We start from the raw sequence: 24931 nt of genomic DNA on the forward strand, positions 1-24931 counted from the left end.
GCTGCAATCAAGTGAAATGTGCGCGATACCCACAGAGATCAGCGCGGAATCAGCGCCCAGTAGTCCAGATCGAGCAGAACGTCGGGCAGATACTTGCCATCCAGTCCGCGCAGAGCGCCTGCCGCGCCCTTGGTCGCCACCAGCCGAAGCCGCAGCGCGCCGACGCCCGGCGCATCGGTTTCGGACGTGTCCAGAACCTCGGACCACGCCCGCACCGTGTCGCCCGCAAAGCACGGGTTGGCATGTGCCCCGCCATTCAGCCCGACCATAAGCTGCGCGTTGGCGAGGCCGTTGAACGACAGCGCCCGCGCCAGCGAAATGACGTGCCCGCCGTAGATCAGCCGCTTGCCATCCTCGCGGTGGGTGGCGTCGAAATGCACCTTGGCGGTGTTCTGCCAAAGCCGCGTGGCCAGCATGTGCTCGGCTTCCTCGATCGTCACGCCGTCAACATGGTCGATGATCTCGCCCACCGCGTAATCGCCGCAGCGGTGCGGCTCTCCGGCGAGGGTGAAATCGTAGCGCGTGAAATCGAGGCCCTTCGGGATCACCAGCGTGCCGGGATCGACCACGTCGGGCAGGTCCGGCACCACAGTATCCGGCGCGGGCGCATTCGGGTCGCGTTTGCGGACCATCACCCAGCGGACATAGTCCATGACCGTCTCGTCATGCTGGTTGAGGCCCGTCGTGCGCACCCAGACGACACCGGATTTGCCGTTCGAGTTCTGCTTGACCCCGATCACCTCCGACTCGGACCGCAGCGTGTCCCCCGGCCAGACCGGCAGCCGCCAGCGGCCATCCGCATAGCCGAGGTTGGCCACCGCGTTCAGCGACACGTCAGGCACCGTCTTGCCGAACACGACATGGAACGTCACCAGATCGTCGAGCGGGCTGAACGGCAAGCCGCAGGACTGCGCGAAGGCATCCGACGAATGCAGTGCGTGACGCGCAGGGTAGAGCATGTGATAGAGCGCACGCTCGCCCATCTTGACGGTGCGCGGCACGGCGTGGCGGATCACCTGCCCAACGGCGTAGTCCTCGAAGAAGCGCCCAGCGTTGGTCTTTGACATCACAGCTGGCCCAGCTTCATGTCCGGGTCATAGTCGGCATCGACGTCCTTGGTCACGGCCTGAGCGCAGCGCATCTTGCCGGTGGACTGATCGAAGGCATAGGCCGGATCGCCGTAGAGCTCCCAACCCCTGGACAGGGCCAGCGTGACCTTGTGACAGAAGGCCGAGGTGTCGTCCTCGGTCAGCAGGCGGTAGGCTTTCATCGGATCACCCCGGGAACGGATAGTAGCCAAGCCATGTGTGGATGGCGGCGATGATGCCGTAGAGCACCAGCGTGATTGCCAGAAGACGCACATCGCCCTTGACGCTGCCGCCGGTGAATGGCGCGGGGCGCGGTGTCTGCGCGTTGATCAACACCATCTCGACCACAGCCCAGACGATCAGAACGCCCCACAGCACGATCGAGGCAAGATCGCCGTTCACCAGAAGATGCGCGACGCCCCAGGTGATGAAGCCGGTCAGTTGCGGATGGCGCAGCTTGCCGCGCAGGCGGCTTTTCGACGATCCAAGGCCGAACAGGGCGATGGCGAAGATCATCAGCAGGTTGTTGAGATGCGCGCCCCAGCTCGGCGGGTCGTAGACCGGCACGATTTCGGCATTGCTATAGCCCAGCACCATCAGCACCACCGACCCCAGAAGGATCACGGCGAACACCGCCTTGGACGCGTCGCCCAGCACCTGCGTCAGCATCGCGCGCGGCCCCGGAAGCAAGCGCTTGAACAGGTGGGCATCCACCCACAGGAAAAGCCCCAGAAGAAGAAGGATCATGTCGCGCGCTCCAATTCGGCGATGGCATCGGCCTGCGCAAGCGTGGCGCGCGCAGTGGCGACGTGCAAGTTCTCGACGATGGCGCCGTCCACCACCGCGACACCCTGCCCCGCCGCGCTCGCCTCATCATAGGCGGCGATCTGGCGCCGCGCGAGGTCGATCTCGGCCTCGGACGGGGCAAAGACCTCGTTCGCGGCGGCGATCTGCGCGGGGTGGATCAGCGTCTTGCCGTCAAAGCCCAAGCCGCGGCCCTCGGCGCATTCCGCGCGCAGGCCGTCCTCGTCCTTGAAGGCGTTGTAGACCCCGTCGACGATCACAAGGCCATGGGCGCGGGCGGCGAGAAGGCACAGTTGCAGCGAGGTCGTCAGCGCGGCACGGCTGCGGCTGCGCAGGTCCTTGGCCAGGTCGTTTGTCCCCATCACCATGCCCTGCAACCGGGGATGCGCGGCGATCTCGGCTGCGTTCAGGATGCCCTTGGGCGTTTCCATCATCGCCCAAAGCGGCTGATCGGGGGCCAGCGTTCCAGCCACGTCAAGATCGGACGGGCTGCCGACCTTGGGCAAGAGGATCGCATCGGCCCCGGCCCCTGCAAGCGCTGCCAGATCCTCGGACCCCCAGGCGGTATCAAGGCCGTTGATCCGCACGATCCGGGTGCGCGGCCCATAGTCGGCGGTCCGAAGGGTGTGCGCCAGCATCTCGCGCGCGGCCTTCTTCTCGTCCACCGCCACGGCATCCTCCAGGTCGAAGATGATCGCGTCGACCGGCAGGGTCCGGGCCTTGTCGAGCGCCCGCTCTTTCGAGCCGGGGATATACAGGACCGAACGGAAGGGCCGAGTCGTGAGCGCCATGATTCCAACACCTCGCAATTTTGTTGCGTGAAGGATCACATCCACGCACCAAACCGCAACCCCAGTTTCGCCGCAATGCAGAGAAAGCGGTGCGGTCGCGGCATTAACCATATCGGAAGAGTTGCGGCGCAGGCTTTGGTCATTGCCCGATCAGGAGCCTTGACCATGCGCCGCACCGCCCTTGCCCTCTTGCTGGCCCTTGCCGCCCTGCCCGCCGCCGCCCAGACCGGGAACCGCACCTGCGCCGACCGCGACAGCGTGCTCGACCGTCTGTCCGGCAGCTATGGCGAGACGCGCCAGTCCATCGGGCTTGGCCAGAACAACGCCGTGATAGAGGTGTTCGCCTCGGCCGAGACCGGAACCTGGACGATCACCGTCACCCTGCCCAGCGGCCTGACATGCCTTGTCGCCTCGGGACAAGCGTTCGAACACCTGAACGAGACGCTGCAACCCGCGTCCGAGGATACCTGATCCGGCTTCAGGTCAGCGCGTCCCAGATCAGCTTGGCCCCGGCGAGGGTCAGGAAGATGTAGGTCACCCCGAAGAACCAGCGCTCCGAAATCGCACGGTGCGCCCAGACCCCCAGCCAGACGCCCGCAAAGGCGACGGGGGCGAGGAACAGGTTTGCCGTGAAGGTCTCGCGCGTGAAGATGCCCAGGAAGGCGAAGGGCACGAACTTCAACCAGTTGAGGATCCAGAACAGCAGCACGGTGGTGGCCTGGAACTCGGTCTTGGACAGGCGCTGTGACAACAGGTAGACGGCAGCGGGCGGTCCGCCCGCGTGGCTGATGAAGCTGGTGAAGCCCGCTGTTGCCCCGGCGATATAGCCGGCGAGCGGGCGCATCTTGCGCTTGGCCGGCCTGATCCATCCGCGCTTTTGCGCGACCTGCCAGCCGACGAAGCCCAGCGCGATCACCCCGATCAGCAGGCGGAACACGTCCGGGTTCGCGACCTTCCACAAAGCGACCCCCAGCACGACCCCCGGAACGCTGCCGATAAGCAGCGCGCGCGCCGAAGGCCAGTGCCACTGCTTCCAGAACGGCCTTAGCGCGCCCATATCCATGAGCATCAAGAGCGGCAGCATAAGGCCCAGCGCCTCGCCCGGCCCCAGAATCAGCGCCAGGAACGGCGTTGCGGCAAACGAAGCGCCGGACCCGAACCCGCCCTTGGACACCCCCGCGAACAGCACCGCCGGGATCGCCATGGCGAAAAAGAAGGCATCAAGCTCCATCGCGGTGCATCTTTCGGGAAACCCAGACCTCAGAACGCTTTATCCGACGCCGCACGCCAAGGAAACCGGTCAGGCGGCAGCGCGCGGTGTGCCGATCACCTTGCGCGCGGGCATGCCTTTGGCTACGGAACCGGCCCAACGACCACGCTGACCGGAGACAACCATGGCCAGACCGAAGATCGCCCTTATCGGGTCGGGACAAATCGGGGGCACGCTTGCCCACCTTGCGGCAATGAAGGAGCTGGGCGACGTCGTCCTCTTCGACATCGCCGAAGGCGTCCCGCAGGGCAAGGCGCTCGACATCGCTGAATCCGGCCCCTCCGAGGGTTTCGACGCGGCGATGAAGGGCACGAACGATTACGCCGACATCGCAGGCGCGGACGTGTGCATCGTCACCGCAGGCGTGCCGCGCAAGCCCGGCATGAGCCGCGACGATCTTCTGGGCATCAACCTCAAGGTCATGAAGTCCGTGGGCGAGGGCATCGCCCAGCACGCGCCGGACGCCTTTGTCATCTGCATCACCAACCCGCTCGATGCGATGGTCTGGGCGCTGCGCGAATTCTCGGGCCTGCCGCACGAAAAGGTCTGCGGCATGGCGGGCGTTCTCGACTCTGCGCGCTTCCGCCATTTCCTGTCGCTGGAATTCAACGTGTCCATGAAGGATGTCACCGCCTTCGTTCTGGGCGGTCACGGCGACACCATGGTTCCGCTGACCCGCTACTCGACCGTCGGCGGCATCCCCCTGCCCGATCTGGTCGAGATGGGCTGGACGACGCAGGACAAGCTGGACGCGATCGTGCAGCGCACCCGCGACGGCGGCGCCGAGATCGTCGGCCTGCTCAAGACCGGTTCCGCGTTCTACGCGCCCGCGACCTCGGCCATCGAGATGGCAGAAGCGTATCTGAAGGATCAGAAGCGGCTTCTGCCCTGCGCGGCCTATGTCGATGGCGCACTTGGCCTCAAGGGCATGTATGTCGGCGTGCCGACCGTGATCGGCGCTGGCGGCGTCGAGCGCATCGTGGACATCAAGCTTGGCAAGGACGAACAGGCGATGTTCGACAAGTCGGTTGACGCGGTGAAGGGCCTTGTCGAGGCGTGCAAGGGCATCGACAGCACCCTCGCCTGATCGGCAATCCGTTCCCGAAAAGACTCAAGTGGCCCGTGCGGATCCCCGCGCGGGCCATTTTGCTGTGTTTTGCCTTGGCCGCCCGGCGCGGCGCGTGGCATCCTGCGCGCGAGCAGATCACACAAGGCGCAGGCAATGGCACAGACACTTCCGGTAGAGTCCGGCTTTCGGCCGGCGGCGGGCATGATCTATGCGCGTTACCTGAAATCGCTGCACCAGGGCGCACCATTTGACTGGTATCTCGAAATCGGCTGCCGCAAGGGCAACACCTTTGCCGGATCGCGGTCCAAGACCATCGCCGTCGATCCCTATTTCCAGGTCGACCAGAACGTCATCACGCAAAAGCCCGCGCTGCACGTCTTTCAGCAGACCAGCGACGATTTCTTCGCGTCGGGGTTCCTCAAGGCGATCAAGGCCAAGCTGTCGTTCTCGTTTCTCGACGGGATGCACCTGTTCGAGTTTCTGCTGCGCGACATCATCAACACCGAGGCGCATTCGCGCGCGGACGGGATCATCGCGCTGCACGACTGCATTCCGTTCGATCATGCGATGACGACGCGCGATCTGGACAATCTGCCGTCACGGGCCTGGACCGGCGACGTGTGGAAGATCCTGCCCATCCTGCGCCAGTACCGCCCCAAGATGCAGATCGACGTTCTGGATTGTCAGCCCTCCGGGCTGGTGCTGCTGTCCGGCCTCAAGCCGTCCGACAAGTCGTTGTCCAAGGCCTATGACCAGATCGTCGCCGACTGGGCCGATGTCACACTGCAGGATTACGGTCTGGACAGGTTCTATGACCAGTTCGAATTCGTCGATGCGCGGGCCGACCGGATTGGCGGTTTCCAGCGCTTCAGTCACTTGCGGCTGGACGAGACCGAGGCGACGCGGCCGGAATACATCACCCCTTGACCCGCTGCGGGGCGAGTCGCGGGCGAAGCCGGACTGATTTGTGATCACTAGATTTCAACGTGTGATCACAAAGCGCCGAAAAACCGGCCAGATAGCGCCAACGCCCGGAATATTCCTTCAAACTGCCCTGTCCCCTGTGCCATCAGACGCGCGACCAGTCATAAGACACGGGACAGTGCGATGAACATCCACGAATATCAGGCCAAGGCGCTTCTGCGCGACTACGGCGCGCCGGTCAGCGATGGCCGCGTCGTTTTCAGGGCCGAAGAGGCGAAAACGGCAGCGGGCGAGATGGACGGCCCGCTTTGGGTCGTCAAGGCGCAGATCCACGCAGGCGGCCGCGGCAAGGGCCACTTCAAAGAGGCTGACGCGGGCGAAAAGGGCGGTGTGCGCCTTGCCAAGTCGGTCGAAGAGGCTGCCGAGCACGCCAAGAAGATGCTGGGCCGCACGCTGGTGACGCACCAGACCGGACCGGCGGGCAAGCAGGTCAACCGCATCTACATCGAGGATGGCTCGGACATCGAGCGCGAGCTGTATCTCGCGCTTCTGGTGGACCGCCAGACCAGCCGCATCTCGTTCGTCTGCTCGACCGAGGGCGGCATGGACATCGAGGAGGTCGCCGCGTCGACCCCCGAGAAGATCCTGTCGTTCAGCGTCGATCCCGCCACCGGATATCAGGCGTTCCACGGTCGCCGCGTCGCCTTTGCGCTGGGTCTGACCGGCAAGCAGGTCAAGGAATGCGTCGGCCTGATGGGCATCCTCTACAAGGCCTTCATCGAGAAGGACATGGAGATGCTCGAGATCAACCCGCTCATCATCACCGACGCGGGTTCTCTCAAGGTGCTGGATGCCAAGGTCAGCTTTGACGGCAACGCGATCTACCGCCACGCCGATATCGCCAGCCTGCGCGACGAGACCGAGGAAGACGCCAAGGAACTCGCCGCCTCCAAATACGACCTCAACTACATCGCGCTGGACGGCGAGATCGGCTGCATGGTCAACGGCGCGGGCCTTGCGATGGCGACGATGGACATCATCAAGCTGTATGGCGCGGAGCCTGCAAACTTCCTCGATGTGGGCGGTGGCGCCACGAAGGAAAAGGTGACCGAGGCGTTCAAGATCATCACCTCCGATCCGCAGGTGAAGGGCATTCTCGTCAACATCTTCGGCGGCATCATGCGCTGCGACGTCATCGCCGAGGGCGTGATCGCCGCGGTCAAGGAAGTCGGGCTTCAGGTGCCGCTGGTCGTGCGTCTTGAAGGCACCAACGTCGAGAAGGGCAAGGAGATCATCGAATCCTCCGGCCTGAACGTCATTGCCGCCGCCGACCTCAAGGACGGCGCCGAGAAGATCGTGAAAGCGGTCAAGGGCTGAATGTAGGGCGGGACTTGTCCCGCCTTCCCGAACGACACTGGCGGGCCGGGCCCGCCCCACGAAGGAGGCCCCGATGGCCGTACTCGTAGACGAAAACACCAAGGTGATCTGCCAGGGCCTCACCGGCTCGCAAGGCACCTTTCACACCGAACAGGCGATCGCCTACGGCACGCAGATGGTCGGCGGCGTCACGCCCGGCAAGGGCGGCCAGACGCACCTTGACCTGCCGGTGTTCGACAGCTGCCACGAGGCGGTGCAGGTCACCGGCGCGAACGCGTCCGTGATCTACGTGCCGCCGCCGTTCGCCGCCGACTCGATCCTGGAAGCCATCGACGCGGAAATCCCGCTGGTGATCTGCATCACCGAAGGTATCCCGGTGCTCGACATGATGCGCGTCAAGCGCGCGCTGGAAGGGTCGAAGACCCGGCTCATCGGTCCGAACTGCCCCGGTGTCATCACCCCCGGCGCCTGCAAGATCGGCATCATGCCCGGCCACATCCACAAGCGCGGCAGCGTCGGCGTGGTGTCGCGTTCCGGCACGCTGACCTACGAGGCGGTCAAGCAGACCTCGGACAGCGGGCTGGGCCAGTCCACCGCTGTCGGCATCGGCGGCGACCCGATCAAGGGCACCGAGCATATCGACGTGCTCGAGATGTTCCTGGCCGACCCCGAGACGCAGTCGATCATCATGATCGGCGAGATCGGCGGCAACGCCGAGGAAGACGCCGCGCAGTTTCTTGCGGACGAGCGCAAGGCTGGCCGCTGGAAGCCGACCGCCGGTTTCATCGCGGGCCGCACCGCACCGCCCGGCCGCCGCATGGGCCACGCGGGCGCCATCGTCGCGGGCGGCAAGGGCGACGCGGAATCGAAGATCGAGGCGATGAAATCCGCCGGGATCGTCGTCGCCGACAGCCCCGCCACGCTGGGCGAAGCCGTGCTCAAGGCGATCGGCTGACGCACATGCCTCTTGCGCCGCATAGCATCCACCAACGGCGGGCGCCCCTTGGGCGGCCCGCCGCGGTGCTTTGCGCCTGCCCGTTCCGGGCCGGGGTGCGGACATGAGCTTTACCAACGCGGTCCGCACCTGTTTCGCCAAGTATTTCGCCTTTTCGGGACGTGCCCGGCGGTCGGAATACTGGTGGTTCGTGCTGTTCGTGTTCCTTGGCAGCGCCGCCGCAGGCATCCTTGACGGGGTATTGTTCGGCTCGGCCGATGTCGCGGTCGGGCAGCTTGACGATGGCACCTATGGCGCCGCGGCAGGATCAAGCGGCCCGGTGTCGCTGCTGTTCGGCCTTGGCACGCTTGTTCCGTCGATCTCTGCGGGCTGGCGCCGGATGCACGACAGCGGGCGCTCCGGCCTTTACCTGCTCTATCCGCTCATCGTGATCATCGGGCTTGGCACCTTTGCCAGCCTGATCGGCGCGCTTGACCCGATCCTGTCCGGCGAGGCGGTCGGCGGCTTTGCCGCCGTGATGCTGGCTCTTGGCGGGCTCGTCTTCCTGATTTCCCCGTTGCTCGTGATCTGGTGGCTGACCCGCCCGACAGAGCCCGGCCCGAACGCCTACGGTCCCAACCCTGTTGAGGTAACGCCATGACCGACCAGTCTTCCAACGACGTCTTCCACGCTTCCAGCTTCATGCAGGGGCACAACGCGGCCTATCTCGACCAGCTTTACGCGCGCTGGGCGAACGATCCGTCTGCGGTGGACGACGCCTGGCAAGAGTTCTTTCGCACGCTGGGGGATGACGAAGGCGCGGTGAAGTCCGAGGCGGCGGGCCCGTCCTGGGCGCGCACCGACTGGCCGCCGATCCCGAACGACGAGCTGACGGCAGCGCTGGACGGGCAATGGGCAGCCGATCCCGCACGCGATGCGAAGGCGGCGGGCGACAAGATCAAGGCCAAGGCGCAGGACGTTGGCGCGCAGGTCTCCGAGGATGCGGTCAAGCAGGCCGTGCTCGATTCGATCCGCGCGATCATGCTGATCCGCGCCTACCGGATCCGGGGTCATCTGGCGGCGCAGCTTGACCCGCTGGGCATGCGCAACAGCGAGACCGACCAGCCCGAGCTGGACCCGAAATCCTACGGCTTCACCGAGGCCGACATGGACCGGCCGATCTTCATCGACAACGTGCTGGGTCTTCAGATCGCGTCGATGCGGCAGATCCTGGATATCGTGAAGCGCACCTATTGCGGCACCTTCGCGCTGCAGTACATGCACATCTCGGACCCCGAGCAGGCAAGCTGGCTGAAAGAGCGGATCGAAGGCTACGGCAAGGAGATCAGCTTTACCCAGAGAGGCCGCAAGGCGATCCTGAACAAGCTGGTCGAGGCCGAGGGTTTCGAGAAGTTCCTGCACGTCAAGTACATGGGTACCAAGCGCTTCGGTCTCGACGGCGGCGAGGCGCTGATCCCCGCGATGGAACAGATCATCAAGCGCGGCGGCGCGCTGGGGGTGAAAGAGGTCATCTTCGGGATGCCGCACCGAGGCCGCCTGTCGGTGCTGGCCAACGTGATGAACAAGCCCTACCGCGCGATCTTCAACGAGTTCCAGGGCGGCAGCTTCAAGCCCGAGGATGTCGACGGTTCGGGCGACGTGAAATATCACCTCGGCGCCTCCAGCGACCGGGAATTCGACGGCAATACCGTCCACTTGTCGCTGACCGCCAACCCCTCGCACCTGGAAGCGGTGAACCCGGTCGTTCTGGGCAAGGCGCGCGCCAAGCAGTTCCAGTTGAACGACACCGAGCGCACGGCGGTCCTGCCGGTGCTCCTGCACGGCGACGCGGCGTTTGCGGGCCAGGGCGTCGTTGCGGAATGCTTCGGTCTGTCGGGACTTGTCGGGCACCGCACCGGCGGCACGATCCACCTGATCGTGAACAACCAGATCGGCTTTACCACGGCGCCGCATTTCTCGCGCTCGTCGCCCTATCCGACGGACATCGCGCTGATGGTCGAGGCGCCGATCTTCCACGTCAACGGCGATGATCCCGAGGCCGTCGTGCACGCCGCCAAGGTGGCGACCGAATTCCGGCAGAAGTTCCACAAGGACGCGGTTATCGACATCTTCTGCTACCGGCGCTTTGGTCACAACGAGGGCGACGAGCCCATGTTCACCAACCCGGCGATGTACAACCGCATCAAGAAGCAGAAGACCACGCTTCAGCTGTATACCGAGCGGCTGGTGAAGGACGGCCTGATCCCCGAGGGCGAGATCGAGGACATGAAGGCGTCGTTCCAGGCGATGCTCAACGAAGAGTTCGAGGCCGGCAAGGACTACAAGCCCAACAAGGCCGACTGGCTGGATGGCCGCTGGTCGCATCTTGACCGCGAGGGCGAGGAATATCAGCGCGGCGAGACCGCGATCTCGGAAGACACGCTCAAGCAGGTCGGAACGGCGCTGAGCAAGTCGCCCGAAAACTTCAACATGCACCGCACCGTCGGCCGCCTGCTGGATGCCAAGCGAGAGATGTTCGAGACCGGACGTGGCTATGACTGGGCCACCGCCGAGGCGCTGGCATTCGGCTCGCTTCTGACCGAGGGGTATCCGGTGCGCCTTGCAGGCCAGGATTCGGGACGCGGCACCTTTTCGCAGCGCCATTCCGCGCTGATCGACCAGGAAACCGAGGAGCGGTATTACCCGCTCAACAACATCCGCGAGGGGCAGGCGCGCTACGAGGTCATCGACTCGATGCTCTCGGAATACGCGGTCCTCGGCTTCGAATACGGCTATTCACTGGCCGAGCCGAACGCGCTGGTGATGTGGGAAGCCCAGTTCGGCGACTTCGCCAACGGCGCGCAGATCATGTTCGACCAGTTCATCTCGTCGGGCGAGCGCAAGTGGCTGCGGATGTCCGGCCTCGTGATGCTGCTGCCGCACGGCTATGAAGGTCAGGGGCCGGAACACTCGTCGGCGCGGCTGGAACGGTTCCTGCAGATGTGCGCCGAAGACAACTGGATCGTCGCCAACTGCTCGACGCCCGCCAACTACTTCCACATCCTGCGCCGCCAGATCCACCGCAGCTATCGCAAGCCGCTGGTGCTGATGACGCCGAAGTCGCTGCTGCGCCACAAGATGGCGATCTCGCAGACCGAGGATTTCATCACCGGATCGTCCTTCCACCGTGTCCTCTGGGACGACGCGCAAAAGGGCAATTCGGACCTGACGCTCAAGGGCGACGACAAGATCAAGCGCGTCGTGATGTGTTCCGGCAAGGTCTACTACGACCTTCTGGAAAAGCGCGACGCCGAAGGGCTCGACGACGTGTATCTCCTGCGTCTCGAACAGTTCTATCCGTTCCCGGCCCTGTCGCTGGTCAAGGAACTGGAACGCTTCAAGGGCGCCGAGATGATCTGGTGCCAGGAAGAGCCCAAGAACCAGGGCGCCTGGTCGTTCATCGAACCGAACCTTGAATGGGTGCTCGGCCGGATCAAGGCCAAGAACACCCGTCCCATCTATACAGGCCGCAACGCGAGCGCCTCGCCCGCCACCGGCCTGGCATCGAATCACAAGGCACAGCAGGCAGCGCTGGTGAATGCCGCGCTCGGATTGGAAGGATAACGTACCGATGAGCACCGAAGTCCGTGTGCCCACCCTGGGCGAAAGCGTCACCGAGGCGACCGTGGCCACCTGGTTCAAGAAACCCGGTGACAGCGTCGCGGTGGACGAAATGCTGTGCGAGCTGGAGACCGACAAGGTCACGGTCGAGGTCCCCTCGCCCGCCGAGGGCAAGCTGGACGAGATCGTCGCGAAAGAGGGCGAGACTGTCGGCGTCGACGCGCTTTTGGCGGTGATAGCCGATGCCGGGCACGCTGGCGCCTCGACCGAGATCCGCGAGCGCGCTACCGAGACCCCCGGCAAGGCCACCAAGGACGACGCGGGCAGCAGCAAGCCCAAGGACGATGCAGGCAGCGGCAAGACCATCGACGTCATGGTGCCCACGCTTGGCGAAAGCGTGTCGGAGGCGACGGTGTCCACCTGGTTCAAGAAACCCGGCGACGCGGTCGAACAGGACGAGATGCTGTGCGAGCTGGAGACCGACAAGGTGTCGGTCGAGGTGCCCGCCCCTGCCGCTGGCGTTCTGGGCGAGATCCTTGCGCAGGAAGGCGAGACGGTGCAGGCGGGCGGCAAGCTGGCGACGCTGACCACCGGCGCAGGCGCTCAGCCCACGCCCGCCCCCGAAGGTTCGGCGGCCACCACCGAAGCGGTCAATCAGACGGCCCCGGCCAGCGGCAAGGACACCGAAGACGCACCGTCGGCGAAAAAGCTGATGGCCGAGAACAACCTCAGCCGGGACGATGTCACCGGCACCGGCCGCGATGGCCGCGTCATGAAGGACGACGTGATGAAGGCGCTGTCGCAACCCAAGCAGGCCGCGGCGCCGAAACCCGCGCCGCGCGCGCCCGTCGCCGCCGACGATGCGGGCCGCGAGGAACGGGTCAAGATGACCCGCCTGCGCCAGACCATCGCCCGCCGCCTCAAGGACGCGCAGAACAACGCCGCGATGCTGACCACCTACAACGAGGTGGACATGACGGCGGTGATGGAGCTGCGCAAGGAATACAAGGACCTGTTCGAAAAGAAGCACGGCGTGAAGCTGGGCTTCATGTCGTTCTTCACCAAGGCCTGCTGCCACGCCCTGAACGAAGTCCCCGAGGTCAACGCCGAGATTGACGGCACCGATGTCGTCTACAAGAACTTCGTCCACATGGGCATCGCCGTCGGCACCCCGAACGGCCTTGTCGTTCCGGTGGTCCGCGACGCCGACCAGATGTCGTTCGCCGCGATCGAGAAGCGGATCAACGAGCTGGGCGTCAAGGCGCGCGACGGCAAGCTGTCGATGGCCGAGATGCAGGGCGGCACCTTCACGATCTCGAACGGCGGCGTCTACGGCTCGCTGATGTCCTCGCCGATCCTGAACCCGCCGCAGTCGGGCATCCTTGGCATGCACAAGATCCAGGACCGCCCGATGGCCATCGGTGGCCAGGTGGTGATCCGCCCGATGATGTATCTGGCGCTGTCCTATGACCACCGGATCGTCGACGGCAAAGGCGCGGTGACGTTCCTTGTCCGGGTGAAAGAGGCGCTGGAAGACCCGCGTCGGTTGCTGATGGATTTGTGATGCGGTGGGGCGGGATAAATCCCGCCCTACAAACTGCCGCAGCGGTCGGGGTTGCCTCTGTAGGGCGGGACTTGTCCCGCCACCCCGCAAGACGAACGCAAGTGGACACTTTCGCCCATGACCCCCGAACTCACCGCCCTCGCCCTCGCCGGCCTCTTGCAGGCCGTGCAATACGTCCTGATGTCGGTGCCCGCGAACCTCGAGCTTGGCACCGGCAAGACGCTGTCGCCCCGCGATCCGCAGCGGATGGACAAGCCGCTGATGGATCAGGTCAGCCCGCGCACCGGGCGGCTTTTCCGCGCGCTCAACAACCATTTCGAAGGGCTGATCCTGTTCACCCTCGCTGTGGTGGTCGTGACGCTGGGCGACCAGCAGTCCGCCTTCACCGCCGCGATGGCCTGGACCTACCTCGCCGCGCGCATCCTCTACGTGCCCGCCTATGCCTTCGGCTGGGTGCCGTGGCGCAGCTACATCTGGCTGGTCGGCTTCGCTTCGTCCATTCTGATGATCTTTGCCGCCCTCATTTGATGGACCCCGCCGCCCCCGCGCGCTAGGAAGTTCGTAACCACGCCGCGCCTTCTTCTTGGCAGAAATACTCTGGGGTGCATGGGCCGAAGGCCCAGAGGGGCAAAGCCCCCCACCCCGCCCGACAGACCGGAGAGACCACATGGCAAGCTATGACGTGATCGTAATCGGCAGCGGCCCCGGCGGCTATGTCTGCGCCATCCGCTGCGCGCAGCTGGGCCTCAAGACCGCCTGCGTCGAGGGGCGCGAGACGCTGGGCGGCACCTGCCTCAACATCGGCTGCATCCCGTCCAAGGCGCTTCTGCACGCCAGCCACCAACTGCACGAGGCGGAAGAGAATTTCGCCAAGATGGGCCTCAAGGGCAAATCGCCCTCGGTCGACTGGACGCAGATGCTGGCCTACAAGGACGACGTCATCGGCCAGAACACCAAGGGCATCGAGTTCCTGTTCAAGAAGAACAAGGTCGACTGGCTGAAAGGCTGGGGGTCGATCCCTGAGGCGGGCAAGGTCAAGGTCGGCGACGAGGTGCACGAGGCAAAGAACATCGTCATCGCAACCGGGTCGGAGCCGTCCAGCATTCCGGGCGTCGAGATCGACGAAGAAATCGTGGTGTCATCGACCGGCGCGCTGGCGCTGGGCAAGATCCCGAAAAAGATGATCGTGATCGGCGCGGGCGTCATCGGGCTTGAGATGGGATCGGTCTATCGCCGTCTGGGGTCCGAGGTGACGGTGATCGAGTACCTCGACCAGATCACGCCGACGATGGATGTCGAGGTGTCCAAGCAGTTCCAGAAGCTCCTGAAAAAGCAGGGGCTGGAGTTCGTGATGGGTGCCGCCGTGCAGGGCGTCGAAAAGCTCAAGACCAAGGCGAAAGTCACCTACAAGCTGAAGAAGGACGACAGCGAACAGGTGCTGGACGCCGATGTCGTGCTGGTCGCCACGGGCCGCCGCGCGTTCCACGACGGCTTGGGCGCGCAGGATCTGGGCGTCGAGATGACGGATCGCGGCGTCATCAAGACCGACGCCCACTGGAAGACCAGCGTCGACGGCGTCTATGCCATCGGCGACTGCATTTCCGGCCCGATGCTGGCCCACAAGGCCGAGGACGAGGGCATGGCGGTGGCCGAGACCATCGCGGGCCAGAAGGGCCATGTGAACTATGACGTGATCCCGTCGGTGATCTACACTTGGCCCGAGGTCGCATCGGTCGGCGCGACCGAGGAACTGCTCAAGAAGGACGGACGCGCCTACAAGGCGGGCAAGTTCAGCTTCATGGGCAATGGCCGCGCCAAGGCGTATTTCGCGGGCGACGGGTTCGTGAAGATACTCGCCGACAAGGACAGCGACCGCATCCTTGGCGCGCACATCATCGGCCCCTATGCGGGCGACCTGATCCACGAGATTTGCGTGGCGATGGAATTCGGCGCGGCGGCCGAGGATCTGGCCCGCACCTGCCACGCGCACCCAACCTTCTCGGAAGCGGTGCGCGAGGCGGCGCTGGCTTGCGGCGACGGCCCGATCCATTCGTGATCGGCTTGCGGGGCGGGGTGACGCCGTCGCCGAGGGGGCGGGACAAGTCCCGCCCTACAGCGTAAGGCAACGTCTATCTCGCTGCTGCTGCCCTCAAGCTGCAGGAACCATTGGCGCCCGCTCACCGGCGATCCAGCGCAAGACGTCGGCGATGTCGAAGACCAGCGACACCCCGATCGTCGCCAGAAACAGCAGCAGCACCGACCGTGGCGCTGGACGGATGCCACCCCGGCGCAGGCGCAGCGCCAGCCAGACGAACAACGGCCCCCAGATCACGACATGCACGATGCCCAGCAGCCGGACCATCCCGACCGCAGAATATAGCACCTGCATCCCGGCTATGATCAGGACCGTGGCGCATCCGGTTATGACTGCAATGCGCCGTGTCTCGCGCCAGATTGCCAGCAGCACAGGCGCCGCGATCATCATGATCGATAGCCACAGCACCCAAAGGCGGATCGGGGTGCCGAGTTGGGCAACGGCGTCCGAGAAGCTCATGCGGTCAAGGCAACCAAAGCCATCCCGCTGCGTCAAGCCCTGCGGTCACGCGATGCCGACCACCAGCGCCGCGTCCAGCCCGGCGGTCGAGCCGCCCACGTTGGCGACAGCGGCCTCTCCCGCGCGCCGGGCGATGCCGTCCGCGCCGTTCGGCGTGTCCGCCGCGCCCCGCGCCGCGTAGGCGGCAGCGTTTCCGTAGACGGTTTCACTTACGCAGTCAGGAAAGAACAGCTGGCTGGTCAGGGCGCTCTGGCCGCCCAGAAACACGATATAGTGGATATGCGGCGTTCGGCCTCGATACCAGCCGGGATAGATCGTCCGAAAGGCGGCGACACCGCTGGCATCGGTCATTTGTGTGCCGCGCAGGAAAGTCTCTCCGGTGGTGTTGCCGTTGGGCGCCCGCACGCCGGAATACAGGCCCTCTGCATCGCAATGCCAGACATCGACGCGGGCGCCCTCGATCGGCCTGCACCCCGCATCGACGACCTGCATCCGCAAGGACATCGGCACGCCGAGGCGGCCTTCGGTGATGTCCGCGCGCACAAGGCCGGGATCGACGTAGAACGGCCCTTCGGTCGTCTCGCGCTGCACGAGACAGACATTCCCGGTAATCAGCCCGGCCTCTTGCGCCGAGGCGCGCATCGCGGGGGTCAGGATGGGGGCGGCGGCCAGAGCGGCAAGCAAGCGGCGGCGGGTCAGCTGGGTCATGCGAATGGCTCCTTCTTCGGATCAGAGGCGACATAGCCCGCTTTCCGGCCCGGCCCCACTGTCTGGCGAAGATGTGAGCCTCAGCCGATCAGCAGGCGCAGCCCTTGGGTCACGTCGGTGCGGATCGCCAGCCGCAGGCCCGGCTCGTCGCCTGCGCGCAAGGCGGCGACGATCAGGCGGTGATGATAGGGCACCTCGTTGCGCTGCAAGCGGCCGTAAAGCTTGCGCATCGTCGGCCCCAGTTGCAGCCAGACCGTTTCCGCCATCGCCAGCATCGCGGGGGCCTGCGCACGCAAGTAGAGCGTGCGGTGAAATTCGAGGTTCGCGCGGATGTAGCCGACAGCGTCGCGCTTGGCGACAACCTCGGCGATGGTGCCGTTGATCGCCTGCAAACGCTCGATCAGCGCATTATGGGCGCGCGGCAGGGCGCGGCTGGCCAGTTCCGGCTCCAGCAGGGCGCGGATCGCCGCCAGCTCCTCGATCCGCTCGGGGCTGAGTTCGGGGGTCGAGACGCGGCCCGAGGACGACAGCGTTAGCGCGCCTTCGGCCACCAGCCGCCGCACCGCTTCGCGCGCAGGCGTCATCGACACGCCGAATCGCGCGCCGATGCCGCGCAGGGTCAGCGCCTCGCCGGGTTCCAGCTCGCCGTGCATGATCTGGGCGCGCAGGGTGCGAAAGACCCTGTCATGGGCAACCGGCAACGCCTCGGGCGCCCTTGGCGGTGACAACAGCCCCGGCAGCGGTGCGATCCTGCCGGCCATCTCAGTCGAACCTGTAGCGGTGCAGCGCCGCGCCGTTGTCGCGCAACCAGCGGCGGTGAGTGTCGAAGCCCGGGCAAACGCCCGCGACCACCGACCAGAAGCGCGGCGAGTGATCCATGTGCCGCAGATGCGCCACCTCGTGCGCGGCGACGTAGTCAAGCACCTCGGGCGGGGCCATCGCCAACCGCCATGAATACATCAGGTTGCCATCGGATGAACACGACCCCCAGCGCGAGCGGGTGTCGCGAAGCGTGATACGGCCATAGGACACACCCAGGCGCGCGGCATAGCGGTCCGAGGCTTCGCCAAGCGCGCGCCGCGCTTCTTCCTTGAGAAAGGCGCGCAAGGCGGGCGTGACGCGCGCGGCATCCTGCGGCACCCGCAGCGTCTCGCCGTCCAGCCTTGCGCTGCGCCCCGGATGCGGGATCAGCGCAAGGTCGACGCCCCGAAACATCACGCGCCCCGCCTGCCCCGGCTCGGACGGCGCGGGGCGCTTTGCCAGATGCTTGCGGATCCAGTCGGCCTTTTCCGCGGCGAAATCCAGCGCCTCGCGTTCGGGCATGGTGGCGGGAATCGACAGGGTCACACGGCCATCGAGACCGGACACGCGCAGCGACACCCGACGGGCGCGGCGCGACCGTTTCAGGATGACATCAATCGGCGGGTTGCCAGGAAGCGTTGCCTGCCCCATATCCCCTCTCTCACCGGGGCAGTGCCCCGCCCGAATCCTACGCGATGGGCCCGGCCCCCTGCCACCGCAAAACGCGCGTCCCGAAAGGCTTTGACAGCCCCGGGGCTTTGTGGCACGGGACCGCATCCCGTACATGCGATCGAAGACGAAAGGGTCAGCAATGCCCAAGGAAGAATGGGGCAAGAAGCGGATTTGCCCGACGACCGGCAAACGGTTCTACGACCTCAACAAGACGCCAATCGTTTCGCCCTATACCGGCGAAGTTGTCGAAATCGACTCGAACACCAGATCGCGCGTGGCGCTGCCCGAGAAAAAGGCAAAGCCCGCCAAGGTCGAGGAAGAGGTCGTTGACGATGATGCGGTGCTCGACGACGACGACAACGAGGTAGAGATCGACGACGATCTGCTCGATGACGACGACGACGAGGACAACGTATCGCTCGACGATATCGCCGACGTGGCGAAAGACGACGACGACAGTTGAGACGTGGTGCAGCCGAATTTCCTCTTGCGAAGGAATGGCTGTTTCCATAAGGACAGCGGGCGACCCGCCACGGCGGATCGCTTCCCGGATGGGGCCATAGCTCAGTTGGGAGAGCGCTTGCATGGCATGCAAGAGGTCAGGGGTTCGACTCCCCTTGGCTCCACCAAATCCACCTTTCCATGACACTTTCCGCGCCCGCCGTCCCGGCGCAGCCGCCATTCATCGATGCCGCACGCCGGGCGATCCTTGCCCTGTGCTCGGACGATGCTGCGACGATCCGCTTGGCGCTGACCGCGCTGAGCCCGGGCGACTGGCCGGATCTTGCAGCGCAGGCACACAGCGCTCGAATGTCCTGCCTTCTGGATCAGGCGTGCCGCGATCCGGCGCTTGCCGATGTGCCCCCCGAAGTGCGGCGTACCCTGTCCGAGCGACGGGCACGCGGCGCGCGCCGCGCCCTGGCGCTTCAGGCGCAGACCGTCCGCATCCATGACACGCTGACCGAGGCCGGGGTGCCGCACCTGTTCCTCAAGGGGCTTTTTCTGGCCCCGTTCTGCTATCCCGGCCCAGAGCTGCGCCCCGCCCGCGACATCGACGTTCTGGTCCCCGAGACGGACGCCCTGCGCGCCTGGACGGTGCTTGCTGCCCCCGGCAAAGACCACGCAGTCCCCGACGCGGTGCCGCGCACCCGCAAGCATCTCCCGCATGTTCCAGTGCGGGACGGCGAGGTGACGATCGAGGTTCACACGCGAATCGCCGATCTTGGCCTTCTGCCCGGCGCAGGCGAGGCCGACCTGACCCATGCTGCGCTGGCGCCCCGCGCCATTGCGCGCTCCCTCGGTGGGCGAACGCTGCGCTTTCCCGGCGCGACGGATCAGGCGCTGCACCTGTGCATTCACGCCGCGCTGGAGCACCGCTTCAACAACGGCTCCCTGACGCTGTGCGACCTTCGCCGACTTGTGCAGACCGAGGCCATCGACTGGCCTCGCCTCTGGGACAGCGCCGACCGGATCGGCGCGGCGCGCGCGGTGCTTCTGACCGTGGTGCTGGCGGAACGGTTCGGCGGGCTTGCCTCGGTTCCGCGCCCCGAACGGTGGCTGAAGGCCGCGCCAGAGCCGGACCCCGAGGTGATCGCCGCCGCGCTGGACGCGATGTGCCCGGACGCGCGCAGCCCTCGGCGCACAGCCCTTCCCGGCCTTCGCGACCTGCGCGGCATACTCCTTCCCTCGCCGCGGGAACTGGCTGCCGTCCATGGCGGAGCGGGCACGTTGCGCGCGCAGGCAGAGAACTACGTGCGGCACTGGAAACGGATCGGAACCAAAGCGCTTGGCGACCAGCAGCCGGGCGCAGGATCGGCCGGACGCGGCATAATTGACAACTGGACCCGCCATACATCTTGAAGGCGATGCCTTCCGGGCGTATCGCGTTGACAGAAGGGCAAGGGGCACGGCGATGGACATGGGCGAGCAAACGGCGGTGTCCCGAGCCGAAAAGGTGCTGGCGACCAATCTCGGCGACGAGATCGTGATGATGGACCTTGAAAGCGGCGCCTACTTCAACATGAAGGACACCGCGCTGCGGATCTGGGATCTGATCGAGACGCCCGCCACGCTCGGTGCCCTGATCGACACGCTGAGCACGGAATACGACGTCGACCGCGAGACCTGCGCCAAGGATGTGAAGACCTTCATCGCAGAGTTGCAGGGCGCGGAGATCGTGGTCCTGTCGTGACCGTCGCGGGCCAAGGCTATGCCCTTGCGATGGTCGTGACCTCGGGCTTCCTGCCCGGCGCGCTTGCCGCTCTGCACAGCTTTCATCTGCACAATCCGTGGTTCGGCGGTGACGTCGTTGTCTTCGGGCCGGGGCTAACGGTGAGCGAGGTCTCGGCGCTAGAGCGTGTGTCGCCGAACCTGCAGGTGGCCGATCCGCCGCCAAAGCTTGTCCGCGCCATCGACCGCGTCGTTGCGGCGCAGCCGCAGGTCGCCGCGACCCGCGACAGGTTCCTGTCGGGCGCCGCGCTGACACTGGCGGAATACGACACCGTGCTGTTTCTCGACGCCGACATCCTTGTGCGCGGCGATCTGTCGGCGATCTACGTCCACGACGCCCCGCTTTTGGCCTGCCCCGACCGGGCGCTTCTGATCGGCAAGCGTCGCCGCGCGGCGGACTATGGCTGGGCGGAGGCGGGCGAGGCGGGCACTCTTGCCTGCAGCTTCAACGCAGGTGTCATGCTTCTGAACCGCGCGACTCGGGGCGAGACGCGCCTTGGCGGTTACCTCGACCTTCTGGCGCGCTATGCGGATGGGCGCTTCGACACCGACCTGCGCGATCAGGCGCTGTTCAACATCCTGTTCGCTGAGGACATCGTTCACCTGCCCTCGCGCTACAATTTCCTTGTCAGCGCGACCTTTGCCTTGCGCGATATGGTGGGCCTTGCCCCGCAAGACGCCGCCATCGTGCATTTCAACGGCCCGTTCAAACCGTGGCGCCCCGACCAGTCGCTTGCCCTTGCCGCGCGCCACCCCGAACTGCGCCCGATCCTGCGCGAATGGGCGGACTGCTACCGCGCCGCCACCGCGCGGCCAGAGCCGGTACGATGACCGGCACCGTCGCCGGCCTGTGCCGGGGTGCGCTTGTCGACATGCCGCAGGTGGTCAAGTCGCACCTGTTCATCCTGTGCCCCAACAACTCTGGCTCGACGTTCCTTGGCACCGCGATGGCGCTGTCCCGCAAGGTCTGGAGCCTGCCGCGCGAGGGGCAGCACACGGCGGGCTTCAAGGGGCCGCACACCCTTGCCTCGGCCGAGCCGCTGATCTGGGGCGCCAGCGCGGACCGCCGCGCCCGCTACACCAATCCTGCCGCATATGACTGGGACACCACGCGCCGCGCCTGGTATTTTTCGGCCACCGCGCATGACTCGGCCGCCCCGGTGTTCCTGACCCGCTCGCCGCCGTTCCTGATGATCCGCGACCAGTTGGAGGCTGCGTTTCCCGCCAGCCGGTTCCTCTTGATGCTGCGCAATCCCTTCGCTGCCATCGAAGGCATCCTGCGCCGCCGAAGCAAGATCGCGATAGGCACGGGCGAGACGCTTGAGGTGCTTGCCGCACGGCACATTCGCTACTGTTTCGAGCAGCAGGACAGGAACCGCATTGCGCTCGGCCCCCGCGCCATGCTGACACCCTACGAGGCGATGTGCCGCGACCCGGCGCGCACGGCCGCCCGGATCATGGCGCATGTGCCCGAAATCGATGATCTGGACCTTGCCGTCAGCGTGCCGGTGAAGGGGATGTATCACGAGCCGCTGCGCGACATGAACCACGAGCAGATCGCGCGCCTGTCGCCGGGCCAGATCGGCACCATCCAGGCTGAATTGCGCCCCATCGAGGGCCTGCTGGCGCGGTACGGCTATGCGCTGGACGATCCGGCGGCATTCTCGCCCAGCGCCGCGATGGTCTGAAACCCGTCCAGCCCGCCGCCACCGACGATCACGTCGCCCTCGACCGTCACCCAGGCATGCGCCCTGACGCCCTCGGGGGCGCCTTGAACGCCGAACACCACAGAGCAGGCGATACCGCGCCGGGCCAGCATCCGCCGCGCCGCCATCGCCTGGGCGAGGCATTTCGGACGCCAGGGCAGGTTCCGCGCCGCCAGCGTCACGGAAGAGCCGATGCGCGCGGGAATGCGGCTGTCCTGCGGTTGGCCGCCCTCTGCTACCGGCGTTTGAAGACGCGCGGCGATGCGGCGGAACGGGATCAGGCGCAGGTGCAGGGACGCGCGCGTCAACTCGGCCGCCGCCTCGAGCGCGAGCGCCCTGCGCGCGGCGGGCCAGCGCGCCAGCCGTCCGATCTTGCCGTTGAGTCCAGCCACCGTGCTCTCCACCCACAAAGCCGCGCCCTTGCGCGGGTCCGGGTGGGTCCGTAATAGCCTGAGCAGCATCGTTCGCCAACAGGAGCAGGCGTGCCGCTCTATTTCCTCCACGGGTTGACCGTTTCTTCGGACCTGACGGTGGCAGAATGGCCTGCTGCCGTGCCCGGCTCGGCCCCGGATGCGCATATCCGGCTGGGCGCGGTGCCGCTGGCGCTGGAGGGTGCGCGCGAGACGACCGAGATGTGGGACGCCGCACCGCGCCGCCTGCTTTTGCGGATCGCTCCGGCAGGGCGGTTCCTGATCTCGGACGGGCAGGACATCGTCATCGACGCCGCACAGGGCGCGACCGATGGCGATCTCGTCGCCTTCGTCGTCAGTTCCGCCCTCGCCGCATTGCTGCACCAGCGCGCCCTGCTGCTTATCCATGCAAGCGTTGTGCTCATCGGCGGGCGCGCGGTGTTCCTGTTCGGCCCGTCCGGCGCGGGCAAATCGACCACCGCCGCCGCATTGGCGGCACGCGGCTTTCCGGTGATCTCTGACGACCAGCTTGTCTGCCGCCGGGACGCGTCGGGGACGTTCCATGCGCTGCCGGGCACCTCCCGCGTGCGGTTGTGGTCGGACGCGGCCGATGCGCTTGGCCACGACACTGCGGATGCAGTGCGTCTGCGCACGGCCGAGGCTAAGTACGCCGTCACGGTCGATCATGCCGGGGGGATCAGCTATCCCGTGGCGATGGGCGTGCGGCTGATCCAGCGGCAGGGCGCCGCGCTGGGGATCGCCCCGATGCCGCGCGTCGCCGCCTTCGAGGATCTGTGGACCTACTGCTTTCGCCGCCGCTACGCGATCGGGATGGGCGACCGTGCCCGGGTGTTCCGCGATGTCTCGGCGCTGGCCGCAGGTGTTCCGGTGATGTCGCTGACCCGGCCGGTGGAGCGGTTCACCGCGGGCGAGGTCGCGGACCTGGTGCTCTCCGCCGCGGGCACGCAGGCGCATGTCTGACCCGGCGCACAAGCCCCTCGTCCTGATCGCGTCCTATCCGAAATCGGGCAACACCTGGTTCCGTGCGCTCTTGTCGAACTACTTCGCGCAAGGCGACGGCGCGGTGCCGCTCGACAGCTTCATCGGCGGGCCGGACCTGTCTCGTCGGCCGGTGTTCGAGGATCACACAGGGCTCGACCCCGCTTTTCTGGATCGGGCCGAGATAGACAGCCTGCGCGCCGCCGTCAGCCGGGGCTATGCCGCCGAGACGACATTTCCCTGTTTCGTGAAGGTGCATGACGCGCATGGCCCGGCGGCGCTTGGCGTGACGCTGTTCGATCCGGGCGTCGTCCGTCAGGTGGTTTACCTGGTGCGGGATCCGCGCGACGTGCTGCCGTCCTACGCCTATCACCTGCGCAAGCCGCTGGACGAGACGCTGCGCCGGATGTGCGATCCGGGTGCCGAGTTGTTCGACCGGCCGGGCCGCGATCAGGGGCAGGTCGTCCAGCGCCTGGGGCGCTGGGACACCCATGTCACCGGCTGGCTGGACCAGCGCGATTTGCCGCTGACCTGCCTGCGCTACGAGGATTTGAAGGCGGACCCCGAAGGTGCCTTCGGGCGGACGCTTGCGGCGATCGGGATCGCGCCCGACCCGGCGCGTCTGGCCCGCGCTGTCACGGCAAGCGCGCATGACGCCCTGCGGGCGCAGGAAGCGGCGGGGATATTCCCCGAAAAGAACCCCGAGGCGCCCGATTTCTTCGGCCGCCAGACGCGAGAGGCGCAGCGACCTGGCCCAGGGGACGACGCGGCGGTCGAGGCCGCATTCGCGCCCGTTATGGCCCGGCTTGGATACCTCTAGCCGCTCTGGCGCGGACGCTCGAACATCTCGAAGATCAGGTGCACGCGGTCTTCTGCACCGTCGTTGCGGGCGCCGTGCGGCACAATGTTGTTCACCTCGTAGGCCTGCCCGACCGGCATGTGGAAATTCTCGTCTCCCACGCTGAAGATCGCGCCCGAGTTTGTCACCAGCGGTACGTGGATCTTGTGCACCTTGGGGTTCGATCCGCGCCCGTCGATGTGCCGGTCGATCACCCGCCCCGCCAGGAGCCGCGCGAACATCGCCTTGGGGAACTCTGGCCGCGTCAGGCCGCAAGCCGCCGCCACCTGGTCCATGATCGGCTGCACCAGCGGGCGCCAGACGACCCAGGCCTGCGTCTCGTAGGCGGCGCGCGGATCATTGTTGCCCTCGATGAAGCGAAAGACGATGTGACGCGTGCTGTGAAAGACGCTGAATTTGTTTTCCTTGCGCTCGTCCTCGGACATCCACGCCTGATCAGACACCTGCCGCATCCGGGCGGTCAGGGCGCTGGCATCGACCGGGCAGATCGTGCGGACGGTGGCGGGTTTCTCGACATCGGGAAGCTCTGTGTCGAAGGCGGCAGCGGTCAT

28 protein-coding genes and 1 tRNA gene are annotated in these 24931 nt (G+C 66.1%); 18 read left to right on the plus strand and 11 right to left on the minus strand.

Going from position 1 to position 24931, the window contains the following annotated elements; genetic code table 11:
- Positions 1-38 precede the first annotated feature (38 nt).
- Genes KTJ87_RS11550 through KTJ87_RS11565 form a run of 4 tightly spaced genes read right to left on the minus strand, consistent with a single transcriptional unit; the run spans position 39 to position 2683 of the window.
- A complete protein-coding gene (locus KTJ87_RS11550; protein ID WP_267139285.1) occupies positions 39-1067 on the minus strand; it encodes a MaoC family dehydratase in 1029 nt (342 codons plus the stop codon).
- Complete coding sequence (locus tag KTJ87_RS11555; RefSeq protein WP_267139286.1) at positions 1067-1270, minus strand: DUF1737 domain-containing protein; 204 nt, start codon at positions 1268-1270, stop codon at positions 1067-1069. Before KTJ87_RS11555 ends, KTJ87_RS11550 begins: the two co-directional genes overlap by 1 nt.
- A 4-nt stretch (positions 1271-1274) precedes the next feature.
- Positions 1275-1835, minus strand: a complete 561-nt coding sequence (locus tag KTJ87_RS11560; RefSeq protein ID WP_267139287.1) for an NnrU family protein — start codon at positions 1833-1835, stop codon at positions 1275-1277.
- Positions 1832-2683, minus strand: coding sequence for an HpcH/HpaI aldolase/citrate lyase family protein (locus KTJ87_RS11565; protein ID WP_267139288.1), 852 nt, complete (start codon positions 2681-2683; stop codon positions 1832-1834). Before KTJ87_RS11565 ends, KTJ87_RS11560 begins: the two co-directional genes overlap by 4 nt.
- Positions 2684-2848: 165 nt before the next feature.
- On the opposite strand from KTJ87_RS11565, the gene KTJ87_RS11570 reads away from it, so the two are divergent.
- Entirely contained in the window at positions 2849-3154 is a 306-nt protein-coding gene (locus KTJ87_RS11570) for a hypothetical protein (protein WP_267139289.1), read from the plus strand.
- A 7-nt stretch (positions 3155-3161) separates the two neighbouring features.
- On the opposite strand, the gene KTJ87_RS11575 is transcribed toward KTJ87_RS11570, so the two are convergent.
- Entirely contained in the window at positions 3162-3914 is a 753-nt protein-coding gene (locus KTJ87_RS11575; protein ID WP_267139290.1) for a sulfite exporter TauE/SafE family protein, read from the minus strand.
- A 163-nt stretch (positions 3915-4077) separates the two neighbouring features.
- On the opposite strand from KTJ87_RS11575, the gene mdh reads away from it, so the two are divergent.
- The 9 genes from mdh (at position 4078) to lpdA (ending at position 15498) form a co-directional block, all read left to right on the plus strand.
- Positions 4078-5040: a malate dehydrogenase gene (gene mdh / locus KTJ87_RS11580; RefSeq protein WP_267139291.1), complete on the plus strand. Its 963-nt coding sequence runs from the start codon at positions 4078-4080 to the stop codon at positions 5038-5040.
- 135 nt (positions 5041-5175) lie between these two features.
- Positions 5176-5949: a class I SAM-dependent methyltransferase gene (locus KTJ87_RS11585; RefSeq protein ID WP_267139292.1), complete on the plus strand. Its 774-nt coding sequence runs from the start codon at positions 5176-5178 to the stop codon at positions 5947-5949.
- Between the two features lie 180 nt (positions 5950-6129).
- Positions 6130-7323 carry an ADP-forming succinate--CoA ligase subunit beta gene (gene sucC, locus KTJ87_RS11590; RefSeq protein ID WP_267139293.1) on the plus strand — a complete coding sequence of 398 codons (1194 nt, stop codon included), beginning with the start codon at positions 6130-6132 and terminating at the stop codon, positions 7321-7323.
- A gap of 73 nt (positions 7324-7396) precedes the next feature.
- Positions 7397-8278: a succinate--CoA ligase subunit alpha gene (gene sucD, locus KTJ87_RS11595; protein ID WP_267139294.1), complete on the plus strand. Its 882-nt coding sequence runs from the start codon at positions 7397-7399 to the stop codon at positions 8276-8278.
- Between the two features lie 103 nt (positions 8279-8381).
- On the plus strand, positions 8382-8918 hold the full coding sequence (locus tag KTJ87_RS11600; protein ID WP_267139295.1) for a DUF805 domain-containing protein: 537 nt from the start codon (positions 8382-8384) through the stop codon (positions 8916-8918).
- Positions 8915-11881, plus strand: a complete 2967-nt coding sequence (locus tag KTJ87_RS11605; protein ID WP_267139296.1) for a 2-oxoglutarate dehydrogenase E1 component — start codon at positions 8915-8917, stop codon at positions 11879-11881. Before KTJ87_RS11600 ends, KTJ87_RS11605 begins: the two co-directional genes overlap by 4 nt.
- Before the next feature lie 7 nt (positions 11882-11888).
- Positions 11889-13442 carry a 2-oxoglutarate dehydrogenase complex dihydrolipoyllysine-residue succinyltransferase gene (gene odhB / locus KTJ87_RS11610; protein ID WP_267139297.1) on the plus strand — a complete coding sequence of 518 codons (1554 nt, stop codon included), beginning with the start codon at positions 11889-11891 and terminating at the stop codon, positions 13440-13442.
- 117 nt (positions 13443-13559) lie between these two features.
- Positions 13560-13970 carry an MAPEG family protein gene (locus KTJ87_RS11615; RefSeq protein WP_267139298.1) on the plus strand — a complete coding sequence of 137 codons (411 nt, stop codon included), beginning with the start codon at positions 13560-13562 and terminating at the stop codon, positions 13968-13970.
- A gap of 139 nt (positions 13971-14109) precedes the next feature.
- Entirely contained in the window at positions 14110-15498 is a 1389-nt protein-coding gene (lpdA, locus tag KTJ87_RS11620; protein WP_267139299.1) for a dihydrolipoyl dehydrogenase, read from the plus strand.
- A 93-nt stretch (positions 15499-15591) separates the two neighbouring features.
- Here the strand turns inward: lpdA and KTJ87_RS11625 are convergent, their stop codons facing one another.
- From KTJ87_RS11625 to KTJ87_RS11640, 4 genes are all read right to left on the minus strand, one after another.
- Positions 15592-16032: a hypothetical protein gene (locus tag KTJ87_RS11625; protein ID WP_267139300.1), complete on the minus strand. Its 441-nt coding sequence runs from the start codon at positions 16030-16032 to the stop codon at positions 15592-15594.
- Between the two features lie 9 nt (positions 16033-16041).
- The gene (locus tag KTJ87_RS11630; RefSeq protein ID WP_267139301.1) at positions 16042-16704 is read right to left on the minus strand and encodes an intradiol ring-cleavage dioxygenase; all 663 of its coding nucleotides are present in this window, start codon (positions 16702-16704) and stop codon (positions 16042-16044) included.
- An 80-nt stretch (positions 16705-16784) separates the two neighbouring features.
- On the minus strand, positions 16785-17465 hold the full coding sequence (locus KTJ87_RS11635; RefSeq protein ID WP_267139302.1) for a GntR family transcriptional regulator: 681 nt from the start codon (positions 17463-17465) through the stop codon (positions 16785-16787).
- A 1-nt stretch (position 17466) separates the two neighbouring features.
- The gene (locus KTJ87_RS11640; protein WP_267139303.1) at positions 17467-18156 is read right to left on the minus strand and encodes a M48 family metallopeptidase; all 690 of its coding nucleotides are present in this window, start codon (positions 18154-18156) and stop codon (positions 17467-17469) included.
- Between the two features lie 160 nt (positions 18157-18316).
- Between KTJ87_RS11640 and KTJ87_RS11645 the strand changes: the two genes are divergently transcribed.
- The 6 genes from KTJ87_RS11645 (at position 18317) to KTJ87_RS11670 (ending at position 22094) form a co-directional block, all read left to right on the plus strand.
- Positions 18317-18640: a TIGR02300 family protein gene (locus tag KTJ87_RS11645; protein WP_267139304.1), complete on the plus strand. Its 324-nt coding sequence runs from the start codon at positions 18317-18319 to the stop codon at positions 18638-18640.
- A gap of 90 nt (positions 18641-18730) precedes the next feature.
- Positions 18731-18806, plus strand: a tRNA-Ala gene (locus KTJ87_RS11650).
- Between the two features lie 13 nt (positions 18807-18819).
- Positions 18820-20037 carry a nucleotidyltransferase family protein gene (locus KTJ87_RS11655; protein WP_267139305.1) on the plus strand — a complete coding sequence of 406 codons (1218 nt, stop codon included), beginning with the start codon at positions 18820-18822 and terminating at the stop codon, positions 20035-20037.
- Between the two features lie 58 nt (positions 20038-20095).
- A complete protein-coding gene (locus tag KTJ87_RS11660; RefSeq protein WP_267139306.1) occupies positions 20096-20368 on the plus strand; it encodes a PqqD family peptide modification chaperone in 273 nt (90 codons plus the stop codon).
- Complete coding sequence (locus KTJ87_RS11665; RefSeq protein ID WP_267139307.1) at positions 20365-21237, plus strand: glycosyltransferase family 8 protein; 873 nt, start codon at positions 20365-20367, stop codon at positions 21235-21237. Before KTJ87_RS11660 ends, KTJ87_RS11665 begins: the two co-directional genes overlap by 4 nt.
- Positions 21234-22094: a sulfotransferase gene (locus tag KTJ87_RS11670; RefSeq protein WP_267139308.1), complete on the plus strand. Its 861-nt coding sequence runs from the start codon at positions 21234-21236 to the stop codon at positions 22092-22094. The genes KTJ87_RS11665 and KTJ87_RS11670 overlap by 4 nt, the downstream gene beginning before the upstream one ends.
- Here KTJ87_RS11670 and KTJ87_RS11675 read toward each other — a convergent pair.
- Positions 22043-22504 (minus strand): lasso peptide biosynthesis B2 protein, encoded by a 462-nt coding sequence (locus KTJ87_RS11675; RefSeq protein ID WP_267139309.1) that lies wholly within the window; start codon positions 22502-22504, stop codon positions 22043-22045. The genes KTJ87_RS11670 and KTJ87_RS11675 overlap by 52 nt on opposite strands.
- 90 nt (positions 22505-22594) lie before the next feature.
- Here KTJ87_RS11675 and KTJ87_RS11680 point away from each other — a divergent pair, with 90 nt between their 5' ends.
- Positions 22595-23503: a hypothetical protein gene (locus KTJ87_RS11680; RefSeq protein ID WP_267139310.1), complete on the plus strand. Its 909-nt coding sequence runs from the start codon at positions 22595-22597 to the stop codon at positions 23501-23503.
- Positions 23496-24341: a sulfotransferase domain-containing protein gene (locus tag KTJ87_RS11685; protein WP_267139311.1), complete on the plus strand. Its 846-nt coding sequence runs from the start codon at positions 23496-23498 to the stop codon at positions 24339-24341. The genes KTJ87_RS11680 and KTJ87_RS11685 overlap by 8 nt, the downstream gene beginning before the upstream one ends.
- On the opposite strand, the gene KTJ87_RS11690 is transcribed toward KTJ87_RS11685, so the two are convergent.
- On the minus strand, positions 24338-24931 hold the full coding sequence (locus tag KTJ87_RS11690; protein ID WP_267139312.1) for an aspartyl/asparaginyl beta-hydroxylase domain-containing protein: 594 nt from the start codon (positions 24929-24931) through the stop codon (positions 24338-24340). The genes KTJ87_RS11685 and KTJ87_RS11690 overlap by 4 nt on opposite strands.

It is taken from the genome of Anianabacter salinae, assembly GCF_019061145.1.
Classification (GTDB): Bacteria; Pseudomonadota; Alphaproteobacteria; order Rhodobacterales; family Rhodobacteraceae; genus Anianibacter; species Anianibacter salinarum.